Origin of the sequence: Aliidiomarina soli (genome assembly GCF_003986975.1) — a bacterium.
GTDB lineage: Bacteria > Pseudomonadota > Gammaproteobacteria > Enterobacterales > Alteromonadaceae > Aliidiomarina > Aliidiomarina soli.
Genome location: NZ_PIPO01000006.1, coordinates 128,602 through 140,726 on the forward strand (window position 1 = coordinate 128,602; position 12,125 = coordinate 140,726).

Consider the following 12,125-nt stretch of genomic DNA (forward strand, 5'->3'; position numbering starts at 1 on the left):
AGTAACGGTGAAATTCAGTTTGCGAAATGTGTTTGATAACGATTCGTATTTGTGCTTAAATTCAGCCATGTATGTATGTTTATGTAAAGCAGTCACCGACAAAGACATTCAGCGCGCCGTGCAAGCGGGGGCGAGCAGTATGCGTTGCCTGCGCCAGGAACATGGGGTTGCATCCCAGTGTGGCCGCTGTGCCGGGCATGCTAAAGAGGTCCTTGACGACGCACTGCAACAACAAGCACCAGTCACCGAGGCAACGGTAACGGTTGTCACAGGTACTGGCTCAGGCGTATGCTATCCTTAACAGAAAGTTGTTAAGGAGAGCGCTTGATGCAAAACGATCCCGAAATTCTCAGTGCGTTAAACCGCGTACTGACCCGCAAGTTAACCGCAATTAACCAGTATTTTCTGCATGCACGCATGTATAAAAACTGGGGTTTCTCTGAACTTAATTCCACCATTTATAAAGCCTCGATCGCTGAGATGAAGCATGCTGATGTGGTCATTGAGCGGATCCTCTTTCTGCAAGGGCTGCCCAACCTGCAAGAGCTGGGTAAACTTTATATTGGTGAAGAGCCTGCGGAAATGCTCAAGCTCGACTTAAAAGTGCAGACCGATGATTGCGCCTCGATACGCGAAGCGATGACTTTGTGTGAAGAGCACCGGGACTATGTTTCCCGTGATCAGCTTGGTGAAATCCTGGAACAACAGGAATCGCATCAGGACTGGCTAGAGACGCAGCAGGACTTGATTACGACGTTGGGCGTGGAAAAATATTTGCAGACCAAACTGTAAGTTTTGCGCAGTCTGGTTTTAGGAGGAAGTATGGCGAACACAATGAATGGCGCGATGAAGCAACCCGAGGAAGTGGTTAAATTACTGAATAGCTTACTGTCCTACGAGCTGACTTCAATCGATGAGTACACCGCCCATGCGGCAAAGTTTGATGACTGGGGCTTTAGTAAACTGCATGAGCGTATTGCGCATGAAGCCGACGATGAACGCAATCACGCAAAGATGCTGATGGACCGGATTATTTTTCTTGGTGGTACCCCTGACATGCGTACCCGGGTCGAGTACCCGGTCGGTGAAAGCGTACGCCAGATGCTCGAGGTTGGTCTTGAACTGGAACGTGATAACGCACGCACCTTGAAGAAGGTGATTGCTTTTTGTGAAGAAAATCAAGACTTTGTCACCCGGCGTATGCTGGTTGAAATTCTTGCTGATACTGAAGAAGATCATGCCTATTGGCTGCGCCAGCAGCTTGAGCTGATGGAGAAACTTGGCGAGCAGGTTTACCTGCAGGCGCAGCTATAGGTTTTCTGTTTGCTGGTGTGCCAGGTTCCTGATTCCAGGTCCTGGTTAAAGCAACTCGGTGTGCTCGGCGCGGGTTTTCTCGCACCAGACACCGGGTTGAACATAACCGATATGGGCCTCCTCCATCAGAAACATACACACCCGGGACTGCCCGATCCCACCTCCGACCGATGCCGGTAAATGCCCGTTTAATAATGCTTGATGCCAGGGTTGCTCCGCAGCCGCTTCGCGGCCAGCTAATGCGAGTTGCTTAATCAGGGCGGCGGCATCCACACGGATCCCCATGCTTGACAGTTCAATGGCGTCGTCAAGGACGTCACTCCAGACCAGAATGTCGCCGTTTAATCCTTGTTCGCCGTCTTCATCGAGCGTCGTCCAGTCGTCGTAGTCAGGGGCGCGGGCGTCGTGGCGCTGACCGTTACTTAGAGCGGCGCCAATCCCGCTGATAAAGACTGCTTTATGGCTCCGGGTAAACTCCCGTTCGCGTTCTTTGGGCGAAAGTTGAGGGTACTTCTGCAGCAAAGCTTCGGTGCTGATAAAGGTTAGTGACTCAGGCAATTGCAGCTGGCTTGGGTAGATAGTTTTAACCTGGCGGTGAGTTTTCAGCAGTGTCTGATAAACGGCACTGGCCGCTTGTTTCAATTGGGCACTGGTTCGTCGGCTGGGGCACAACGACTGCTCCCAATCCCATTGGTCGACATACACCGAATGCACCGCACTGAGCTGCTCTTCGTCAGGGCGCAGGGCTTTCATTTGGGTGACAATGCCTTCGCCTGGCTCAAAACCATAGCGAGCCAGCGTGTGGCGCTTCCATTTTGCTAAAGAATGAACCACTTCATAGCGGGTTTGCAGGCTACGCACATCAACGGCCACTGCCTTTTCGTGACCGGATAAGGTGTCCTGAATGCCGTCACGAGGATCCGTTAGCAGTGGTGCCTGAACTTCGGTCAGGTTGAGCTCGTCACACAAAAGCTCGGTAAAAAGCTGTTTGATATAGCGAATTTGTTGTTGGCGATGGAGGAATTTGCGTTTCATCTGGGTCGTCTCGCTGGTTGCTGGGTTTGAATGTTGTTCTGATTCAGCATTGTCTATGGCGAGGATTTATTCAATAGTGTTTAATTAAAGTTCGTTTTGGTTGTTTGTATTTGTTAATAAATGACGTTATTTGTGTTTTATATCTAATTTAACCCGTTTAATGGAGAGAGATTTTAAATGATCGACAATTTGGACCAGGCGATTTTGCGCACCTTGATGGGCAACGCGCGCATTTCCTACGCAGAAATTGCCAAAGAGAACCAGGTTAGCCCGGCGACGATTCACGTGCGGGTGGAGAAAATGCGTAATGCGGGGATTATTAAAGGCACCCGACTAAAAGTCGATGCGCGCAAACTGGGCTACGACGTAACCTGCTTTATTGGCATTATTCTTAAGCAGGCGGGCGACTATCCGAAAGCCCTGGCAAAGCTTGAGGCCTTGCCGGAAGTGACGGAAGCCTTCTATACCACCGGGCAGTACAGTATTTTTATTAAAGTCATGGTGAAGAGTATTGATGATCTGCAGCAACTGCTGATCGAACGTATTCAGCCGATTGACGAAATCCAGTCCACGGATACGCTGATATCGCTGCAGAATCCTATTGCTCGTGATATTGCGGTTTAAGGGGCAGGCTTTGAGGGCGGCGTCATTGCGTTGTCATCAGGAGGGGCTATAGTTCCTTTGTGATCAGATATACACATATGCGCATATATGTTTAAATGCATATGCGCATATCTATATATCCGTATACGAGGAACTCATTATGGACCCTGCAGCGACCCTTAAACTATTGGCTGATCCGACCCGGCTGGCGATTATGCTGCTGCTCGCGACAGAAAAAGAACTCTGCGTCTGTGAATTGGTCGCTGCACTGGACGAGTCTCAGCCCAAAATATCCCGCCACTTACGCCTGTTAAAAGACGCCCGATTGATCTGCGACAGACGCCAGGGTCAATGGATGTTCTACGCTTGGGCGCAGGAACTTCCGGATTGGGCAGCGCAATTGCTGGACAATCTACGTTTGCAGTATCAGCCACAAACCTGGCAACAAATGGCGCGGGTTGAACAGATGCCGTCACGCCCTGAGCGTTGTTGTTAATTATTGAATTAGGGAAGTTTGCTTAATGGGACTTTTTGAACGCTATTTGTCGCTATGGGTGGCACTGTGCATTGCAGCAGGCGTCGCCTTGGGGGTGGGTTTTCCTCAGGTGTTTGAGGCGTTGGCGCAGTTCGAATTCGCCAGTGTGAACCTGATTGTCGCGGTACTGGTGTGGGCGATGATATTCCCGATGATGACGGCGATTGACTTAAGTTCGCTGCGGGCGGCAACCAAACAACCGCGCGGGCTGGTGTTAACGCTGGTGGTCAACTGGCTGATTAAACCATTCACTATGTTTGCGCTCGGCTACCTGTTTTTCCGCGGCTTGTTCTCCAACTTAGTCAGCGCTGATGATGCCAGTCAATACATTGCGGGGATGATCCTGCTGGGTGTGGCACCCTGTACCGCCATGGTTTTTGTCTGGAGCCAGCTAACCCGCGGCGATGCGTCTTATACCTTGCTGCAGGTATCGGTCAATGACGTGATTCTGATTTTTGCCTTTGCACCCATTGCAGGCTTTCTACTCGGTATTACCGATCTGACGGTGCCGTGGAATACGCTGCTGCTGTCTGTGGTGTTGTATGTAGTGCTACCGCTGTTGGCTGGTGTGCTGGTACGCCGTTGGTTGCTTAAGCGTGGTGGTATGCAGGCGCTGGAAAAATTTCAGCATGGGGTCAAACCATTAGCTACCGGCGGCCTCTGTCTGACGGTACTGATGTTGTTTGCCTTTCAGGCGCAAAGCTTGATCAGCCAGCCGTTCGTTATTGTGTTAATTGCTATTCCACTGATTATACAAACCTATTTAATATTCGGCATCGGCTATGTGGGGTCCTATCTGCTGCGTTTACCGCATCGCGTGGCAGCACCCGCATGCTTGATTGGCACCTCTAACTTTTTCGAGCTGGCGGTTGCTGTGGCCATTTCTGTGTTTGGTCTTACCTCGGGGGCAGCGCTTGCCACTGTGGTGGGTGTCCTCGTAGAAGTGCCAGTAATGCTATCTTTGGTATATCTGATGAATAAATTAGCGCCGGCAACTGATCGCCGCGCCCACCAACAAGAAGGAAAGTGATATGAGCAAGAAAACTGTAAAAGTTGGCATCAATGGATTTGGACGCATCGGCCGCTTGGCGCTGCGGGCAGGGTTTGGTGCGGATAATATCGAGTTTGTGCAGATTAACGACCCTGGTGCGGACGCGGCGACCATGGCGCATTTACTCGAGTTTGACTCAGTCCATGGGCGCTGGGGACACGATGTGAAAGGAGCCGGTAGCACGCTTAAAATTAACGGCCGTGAAATACACTGCACGGCGGAAAAAGAAATTAAGAAGACCGACTGGTCCGGCTGTGATTTGGTAATTGAAGCCTCAGGCGCCAATAAAACGGCTGACGTGTTGCAGGCGTATCTGGATCAAGGCGTTGAGCATGTAGTGGTAACAGCGCCAGTGAAGTCGGATGGGGTGCCTAACATTGTGGTCGGCGTGAATGACGAGGACTTCGATCCAAAAGTGCATACCATTGTCACTGCAGCATCTTGCACTACTAACTGTCTGGCGCCTGTAGTGAAAGTGGTTAAAGACAACTGGGGCATTAAGCACGGCAGCATGACGACCATTCACGCGCTGACCAACACCCAGACTATACTCGATGCCCCCCACAAAGACTTACGCCGGGCACGCGCCTGCGGTATGTCGCTAATCCCGACCACCACTGGGTCTGCCAAGGCAATTACCGCTATTTTTCCGGAGCTTACTGGTAAAATTAATGGCCATGCGGTGCGTGTCCCACTGGAATGCCCATCGTTAACCGACATGGTGTTTGAGCTAGAAAAGCCAGCCACAGTCGACGAGGTCAATGCCGCGTTTGCCACAGCCGCCGCCGGTGAACTGGAGGGCATCCTCGGCTACGAAGAGCGGCCACTGGTCTCGATTGACTACAAAACCGACCCACGCTCGTCAATTGTTGATGCATTGTCGACCATGGTCATCAACGGCACCCAGCTAAAAGTCTACGCCTGGTACGACAACGAATGGGGTTACTCCATGCGCGTCGTCGACCTGGTCAAACGCATCGCACAAATTCAATGATCAAGCGCGGGGCTTGATCGTTGAATCTGCCTTTTACAATTCAATGTTCAAGCCCCGCGCTCGATCGTTGAAAGGTGGGGATGATGAGTTTTACGGACTGGGCAATGAGTTTGGGCGGGCTTGGGTTTTTGTTGCTGGGAATGGCAATGATGACCGAGGGTCTGAAAGCGGCTGCGGGGGATTCCCTGCGCAGTATTCTCGAGCGCTCGACCCAGACCCGGCCGCGTGCGTTGCTAACTGGTTTTACGCTGACCGCGGTGGTGCAATCCTCCAGCGCGGTGATTATGACCACGCTGGGCTTTACCAACGCTGGTATGTTGACCATGCGCAAAGCCGCCTGGGTGGTATTTGGTAGTAATGTCGGCACTACAGTCACCGCCTGGATCGTTGCCTTAATCGGACTTAAAGTGCGGGTTGATGCCGCGGCGCTGCCGATGATTGGCGTGGGCATGTTGCTCCACCTGTTTCTGCAACAGGGCAGACTGAAGCACCTTGGCTTCGCGCTGGCGGGCTTTGGTATTCTGTTTTTTGGTCTGGGTACTCTGCGCGACGCGTTTGATAACATTGCTGATGTGATCCCGGTCGAGCAGATTGCCGCTGCGGGCGGTTGGGGTATTGTACTCGGCGTTCTGGGTGGGGCGCTGTTGACGGTGTTGATGCAGTCGTCCTCCGCCTCCCTGGCGATTATTCTGACCGCGGCGGTGACCGGTGTGTTTACTCCCATGGTGGGGGCTTCACTGGTTATCGGGGCCAACCTCGGCACCACTGGCACCTCGCTGCTGGCATCAATTGGGGCGACTGCAAATGCCCGACGTCTGGCGATGGTTCATGTCAGTCAGAAGGCCTTTACCGGCCTTATTGCCTTGCTTCTGCTGTGGCCGATGTGGCTGTTAGTCGATTACATTGCTGATCACACTGGCGGTACTATCACCACCGCGCTGGCGCTTTTCCACACCCTCTTTAATGTCCTTGGCGTGCTCCTTATGTGGCTGTTTTCTGAGTATTTGTTTCGGCGCGTGGAACGCTGGATCAAACAGCCGGAACTGAGTTCAGACAAACCCAGGTATCTGGATAAAACGGTGCTGTCGTCGCCCGCAATGGGCGTAGCAGCGATGCACTCTGAGCTGAAGCGTGTATTTAAACAGTTGCTGCGGCGCGCTCGCAATATATTGCAGTTAAGCGAAGACGAGCGCGATGGTCACGATGAAGTGAATACGCTGGCGCTGCTTGAGCGAATCGAGGAGTTTGGTGAAGCATTGACCAGCCAGGCCAATCTGGCAGGAAGTGCCGAGACGTTTCTTAATTTAAGCTGGGCGCAGCAGGAATTGCGTGAACTCAGACTGAATTTAAACGAGCTGCGTAAACGTCCCTTTGAGCGTTTGCACAGTGCCATACCCTCTGAGTTACTGTTGCAGTTTTCAGATTTACTCGGCAGTGGCCAACTAAAGGCACTGAGCGGCGATCAACGAGAGCAAGCACTCGCCGACATTGCCAGTGTTCGTAAGCTGACCCGGCGTCAGTTATTGGCAGAGATCGAGAATGGCACTCAGAATGCAATCCGGGTAACCGAGTATCTGGCTATTATTGCGCTGTGCGAAGACAGCGCGAAACGGGTAATCCGGATTGCCAATATTCTTTATCCGGCGCCAACGGAACCGGCAGCAACTACCTAGCTGACCGCTCGCTCGGATGCGATGGCAATAAACCACAGGAAGTGGGTGCCGGTAACGACAAAAGTAATCGGACGGCGCATTTTCTGATACCAGTCCTGGGTTACCGCTTCGACATCATAGCGCAGCCAGAGGATGTAGAATAAACCCAATACAACCAAGGCAACTAGCGCCGGTGCAAAGGCGACGGCAAGCCAGCCGACCAGTGAAGGTAGCATGCAAATTAGTAAGCGGCCCTGAGGTTTTTCCATTTCGCCGGCCATGATCAGACCCCAATGGATGCCACCCAGAAATGACAGTATGACAGCGCTGTAGGCAAGAAACGCCTGCAACGCCAGCCCCTGATAAATGCCGACAACGCCCAGCGCAGCGAGCAAAATAAAAGGCGCTAAACCGGTCCAGGCAAGGCGAATCGCGGTTTGTTGAGTGACATCATTCATAGTGGGGTCCTGTATAATTCAGCGTGGTTAGCTACTGACCTGAGAGGTGAACAGCCAGACCATGTACGCAACATAAAGCAGTAGCAGCACGGCACCTTCAACGCGGTTGATGCGTCCTTTGCCACCGCGGCCTAAGCCGAAAATCAGCAGCAATGCAGTCAGTACCATCATGGTCGCCCAGTCGCGGGTAAACACATCGTAATCGAACTCTATCGGCGTGATAGCACCGGCGATACCGACCACCGCCAGAGTGTTAAAGACGTTTGAGCCGAGGATATTGCCCAGTGCCAGGTCATGTTCGTTTTTGCGTACGGCGGCAATGCAGGAAGCCAGCTCAGGCAGCGAGGTACCAACCGCCACTATAGTCAGACCGATAACCAGCTCACTGACGCCAAAGGCTTCAGCGATATCTATCGCACCCCAGACGAGGATGCGTGAGCTAAGTACCAGCAGTACCAGGCCGACTACAAGCCAGATAATTGATTTAGCCAATGGCATGGGGTGACTGTCGAGTTCAGCTTCGCTTTCGTTGCTCAGAATATCATCACCCTGTTTGCTCAAACGAATCGCCCAGATTAAAAATGCGGCAAACAAACCAAGTAGTATCCATGCTTCCCAGCGGGTGATGATGCCGCTTTGCAGCTGCCAGCCAGCGACCAGCATGACCACAAAAAGAAGTGGAATTTCGCGGCGAAGAACACCGGAAGTCACTGAAATCGGAAGAATAATTGCGGTTACGCCAAGTACCAATGCGATGTTTGCAATGTTTGAACCGTAGGCATTACCCAGGGCAAGGTTAGGCGCGTCGTCTATCGCTGCCATTGCCGAGACCACCATTTCCGGGGCCGAGGTGCCGAAACCAATAATCAGCATACCGATAAGTAATGGCGACATACCAAGGTGACGAGCCGTCGATGAGGCGCCGTCAACAAATCGATCGGCACTCCAGGCCAGTAATGCCAGACCGACGATAATTGCAGCGATTGGAATCCACATAATAATCCATTGGTTTACTAATATATGCCCTTAACTATACTGTAAAGCCTAAAACGAACCTATATAAAATCAACTGTTTGTTGAGTAAATCAACGATCGAGCGCGGGGCTTGATCATTGAATTGGTCGCACACATGGATAGCCAATTCAATATTCAAGCCCCGCGCTGGAATGTTGAAAGGGGGAAAAATGCAGCATGATCCGGAAAAGTCCCAAAAGGGGTTAATAATTAAACCGAACCTGGTGATGAATCCGCCAGTGTTTATTGGCTCGGGTTTGATTGCGGCGATTTTCGTTATCGTTGCGATGGTATGGTCGGATAAGTCCGAGGCCTGGTTTGAAATGATTCAGGATTGGGTGATAGAAAAAGCAGGCTGGTTTTACATCCTGTCAGTCGCCATTTTCCTTATCTTCGTGATTGTATTGGCGCTGTCCTCGTTCGGGCGGATCAAGCTCGGGCCGGACCATTCCGAGCCTGACTACAGTTACGGTTCCTGGTTTGCCATGCTGTTTTCTGCCGGTATGGGTATCGGCCTGATGTTCTTTGGTGTCGCTGAACCCGTCATGCACTATGTGGCACCACCGACTGGCGATGCTGAAACGGTGAACGCCGCGCGCGAAGCGATGAAGGTGACATTCTTCCACTGGGGCCTGCATGCCTGGTCGATCTATGCGGTGGTAGCCTTGTCATTGGCGTACTTCGCGTTTCGCCATGGCTTGCCGCTGACAATACGCTCGGCGCTGTACCCGTTAATCGGAGACCGTATTTACGGGCCGATTGGCCATGCAGTGGATATTTTTGCGGTGGTCGGTACCTTGTTCGGGGTGGCGACGTCACTTGGTCTGGGGGTAATGCAGGTCAATGCGGGGCTTAACTTCCTGTTTGAAGTGCCGGTTTCGCTTTGGGTGCAGGTGCTGCTTATTATCGGTATCACCATTATCGCAACCGGCTCGGTGGTAATGGGGCTGGATGGCGGTATCCGCCGTATTTCCGAGCTTAACCTGATTCTTGCGGTGGCATTGCTGGCCTTCGTCCTGATTGCCGGACCGACGGTGTATCTGCTGCAAACGCTGGTGCAGAACATCGGCGCCTACACCTCAGATATCGTCAATATGACTTTCAATCTGTATGCCTACGAGCAAAACGACTGGCTGGGTGGCTGGACGCTGTTCTACTGGGGCTGGTGGATTGCCTGGTCGCCGTTTGTCGGTATGTTTATCGCCCGGGTTTCACGCGGGCGCACCATTCGTGAGTTTGTAACGGGCGTGCTGCTGGTACCAATGGGCTTCACCTTTATGTGGATGACCTTTTTTGGTAACACAGGTATCAATATGATCCTTGAACAGGGCATTAGCGAGTTGGGTACCGCGGTCATGGCCGACGAATCCCGTGCGTTGTTCCAGTTCTTCGAGTATCTGCCGTTCTCCACCATTGCCTCGGTGGTTGCCACGATTCTGGTTATTACCTTCTTCGTGACCTCGTCGGATTCAGGTTCCCTGGTAGTGGATATGCTGACCTCCGGCGGTACCGATGACGACTCGCCAGTGTGGCAGCGCATTTTCTGGGCAGGCCTGGAAGGCTTACTGGCGATTGCCTTGCTGATAGCAGGGGGGCTGGATGCACTGCAGACCGCGACCATTGCCTCGGCGTTGCCGTTTACGGTGGTGATGCTGTTGATGTGTTGGGGGTTAATCCGCGCACTGCGCTTAGAAGTGGTGAAAAAAGTGTCACTGCGCCAGGCCACGCTAGCACCGGTTGCCGACACCGGACACTGGAAGGCACGTCTGAAGCAAATTGTTGATCATCCGCGGCAGGACAAAGTGATCAACTTTATTCAGGGCACGGTGCGGGAAGCCATGGAGTCTGTTGCCGCAGAGCTGAAAGCACAGGATATGCGTGTCCTGCTTGGCGATGATGAAGACGGACGCTACTGGATCCAGACTGAGCACGGCGACGAAATGGACTTTTTCTATTCGGTGCGGCCACGCGCCTATAGTCCGCCAAGCTTTGTGATGCGCGATATCCGTAAAAAACGCGATGCCGAGCTGAAATACTTCCGCGCCGAGGTTCATCTGCGCGAAGGCGGTCAGGACTATGACCTCTACGGCTGGAGTAAAGACCAGGTTATCGCCGATATTGTCGACCAATATGAGAAACATATGCACTTCTTGCACGTGGTGCGTTAAGGGTTGATTCTGCTTTTGGGCGGTGTATACTCGACCGGGTGAACGAGAACCATTATCATTTCGGTCGGTGTGGAGTTAGCATCGCTTCTCTTCTTTAGCTATGGCAGCGGCTGGCTCTCCCACGGAGCCAGCCGCTGCCTGGTAGGGTATAGCGCCTGATAATCATTGTGATTATCAACTCCATGTCTTAACATGAGCGGTAGAAAACCTAAGGATTTATGGAATGAAGAACGTACTCAAAGTGGTCATTGTGGCTGGCGTTTTGCTGGCAATTATTCTGGCCTTTAGCAGCCGCAATGGCGATGACAATGAAGTGACTGTGTATTCAGCTCGAATTGAGAGCCTGGTCAAGCCATTGTTGGATCAGTTTGAAGATGAAACCGGGATCAAGGTCAACCTGTTAACGGGTTCTGGTGATGCACTGCTTAGCCGTTTGCAGCAAGAAGGTGAAAACAGCCCGGGCGACGTGTTTATTACCGTGGATGCGGGACGTCTGCAACGCGCTAAAGATGCGGAATTATTTAAGGCCATTGAATCCCCTGAGTTGGCAGCCGCTATCCCGGCTCACCTGCGTGATGTGGATAATCAGTGGTTTGGCCTGAGCCTGCGCGCTCGTCCAATTTTCTATGCCCATGACCGGGTTGATCCAAGCGAGCTGAGTGACTACCTGAGCCTGGCCGATGAAAAGTGGCGTGGTCGTATTTGTGTTCGTTCATCGGACAATGTTTACAACCAGTCGCTGGTAGCAGGCATGATTGCGCACCATGGCGAGGAAGTGACCGAAGAGTGGGCACGTGGTCTGGTAGCTAATTTCGCGCGCAGCCCGGTTGGCGGCGACCGTGACCAGTTACATGCCGTGGCCAATGGTCAGTGTGATATTGCGATTGCTAATACCTATTACTTCGGCGGCCTGACGGCGAGTGACGATGGCAATGATCAGGCGACTGTTGAAGCCTTGTCAATTCACTGGCCAGCTCAAGGTGCCGGTGAACAGGGCGTGCACGTGAATGTCAGCGGTATTGGTGTACTACGCCACACGAAAAACGAAGAAAACGCAATTCGTCTGATTGAGTTTTTGGCTGGTCCGGAAGCGCAGGGTTCGTATGCACAGCGTAACCAGGAATATCCGGTACGCGATGACGCGCCACGCAGTGAAATTACCCAAGCCTGGGGTGAGTTCAAAGCGGACGAATTACCGGTCAGCGAACTGGGTGAAAACAATGCAGCCGCGGTACGCTTAATGAACCGTGCTGGCTGGCGTTAATGAATAGCCGCTGCTGACAAGTGCGGCAGCGGCAAAG

Annotated in this window: 13 protein-coding genes; 10 read left to right on the plus strand and 3 right to left on the minus strand. The window is 52.4% G+C overall.

What is annotated here, in order from left to right; genetic code table 11:
- Positions 1 to 49: 49 nt before the first annotated feature.
- The 3 genes from CWE14_RS13070 to bfr (CWE14_RS13080) are packed head-to-tail and all read left to right on the plus strand — an operon-like array spanning position 50 to position 1,314.
- Positions 50 to 301 carry a bacterioferritin-associated ferredoxin gene (locus CWE14_RS13070; protein WP_241972412.1) on the plus strand — a complete coding sequence of 84 codons (252 nt, stop codon included), beginning with the start codon at positions 50 to 52 and terminating at the stop codon, positions 299 to 301.
- Between the two features lie 26 nt (positions 302 to 327).
- Entirely contained in the window at positions 328 to 792 is a 465-nt protein-coding gene (bfr, locus tag CWE14_RS13075; RefSeq protein ID WP_126799789.1) for a bacterioferritin, read from the plus strand.
- A 30-nt stretch (positions 793 to 822) separates the two neighbouring features.
- On the plus strand, positions 823 to 1,314 hold the full coding sequence (bfr, locus tag CWE14_RS13080) for a bacterioferritin (RefSeq protein WP_420837104.1): 492 nt from the start codon (positions 823 to 825) through the stop codon (positions 1,312 to 1,314).
- 45 nt (positions 1,315 to 1,359) lie between these two features.
- Here the strand turns inward: bfr (CWE14_RS13080) and asnA are convergent, their stop codons facing one another.
- Positions 1,360 to 2,349 carry an aspartate--ammonia ligase gene (gene asnA / locus CWE14_RS13085; protein WP_126799790.1) on the minus strand — a complete coding sequence of 330 codons (990 nt, stop codon included), beginning with the start codon at positions 2,347 to 2,349 and terminating at the stop codon, positions 1,360 to 1,362.
- A gap of 177 nt (positions 2,350 to 2,526) precedes the next feature.
- On the opposite strand from asnA, the gene asnC reads away from it, so the two are divergent.
- The 5 genes from asnC (at position 2,527) to CWE14_RS13110 (ending at position 7,205) form a co-directional block, all read left to right on the plus strand.
- Positions 2,527 to 2,973, plus strand: a complete 447-nt coding sequence (gene asnC, locus CWE14_RS13090) for a transcriptional regulator AsnC (protein ID WP_126799791.1) — start codon at positions 2,527 to 2,529, stop codon at positions 2,971 to 2,973.
- Between the two features lie 139 nt (positions 2,974 to 3,112).
- Entirely contained in the window at positions 3,113 to 3,448 is a 336-nt protein-coding gene (locus CWE14_RS13095) for an ArsR/SmtB family transcription factor (protein ID WP_126799792.1), read from the plus strand.
- 25 nt (positions 3,449 to 3,473) lie between these two features.
- Entirely contained in the window at positions 3,474 to 4,517 is a 1,044-nt protein-coding gene (arsB, locus tag CWE14_RS13100; protein ID WP_126799793.1) for an ACR3 family arsenite efflux transporter, read from the plus strand.
- A gap of 1 nt (position 4,518) precedes the next feature.
- The gene (locus CWE14_RS13105; protein ID WP_126799794.1) at positions 4,519 to 5,532 is read left to right on the plus strand and encodes an ArsJ-associated glyceraldehyde-3-phosphate dehydrogenase; all 1,014 of its coding nucleotides are present in this window, start codon (positions 4,519 to 4,521) and stop codon (positions 5,530 to 5,532) included.
- 80 nt (positions 5,533 to 5,612) lie between these two features.
- Positions 5,613 to 7,205: a Na/Pi cotransporter family protein gene (locus CWE14_RS13110; RefSeq protein WP_126799795.1), complete on the plus strand. Its 1,593-nt coding sequence runs from the start codon at positions 5,613 to 5,615 to the stop codon at positions 7,203 to 7,205.
- Here CWE14_RS13110 and CWE14_RS13115 read toward each other — a convergent pair.
- Both CWE14_RS13115 and CWE14_RS13120 read right to left on the minus strand, forming a co-directional pair.
- Positions 7,202 to 7,642, minus strand: a complete 441-nt coding sequence (locus tag CWE14_RS13115; RefSeq protein WP_126799796.1) for a DUF3429 domain-containing protein — start codon at positions 7,640 to 7,642, stop codon at positions 7,202 to 7,204. The two genes, CWE14_RS13110 and CWE14_RS13115, sit on opposite strands and share 4 nt — an antisense overlap.
- A 27-nt stretch (positions 7,643 to 7,669) precedes the next feature.
- On the minus strand, positions 7,670 to 8,638 hold the full coding sequence (locus CWE14_RS13120) for a calcium/sodium antiporter (RefSeq protein WP_126799797.1): 969 nt from the start codon (positions 8,636 to 8,638) through the stop codon (positions 7,670 to 7,672).
- A gap of 188 nt (positions 8,639 to 8,826) precedes the next feature.
- Here CWE14_RS13120 and CWE14_RS13125 point away from each other — a divergent pair, with 188 nt between their 5' ends.
- Complete coding sequence (locus CWE14_RS13125) at positions 8,827 to 10,824, plus strand: BCCT family transporter (RefSeq protein WP_126799798.1); 1,998 nt, start codon at positions 8,827 to 8,829, stop codon at positions 10,822 to 10,824.
- Between the two features lie 223 nt (positions 10,825 to 11,047).
- Positions 11,048 to 12,088: a Fe(3+) ABC transporter substrate-binding protein gene (locus CWE14_RS13130; protein WP_126799799.1), complete on the plus strand. Its 1,041-nt coding sequence runs from the start codon at positions 11,048 to 11,050 to the stop codon at positions 12,086 to 12,088.
- Positions 12,089 to 12,125: the final 37 nt, after the last annotated feature.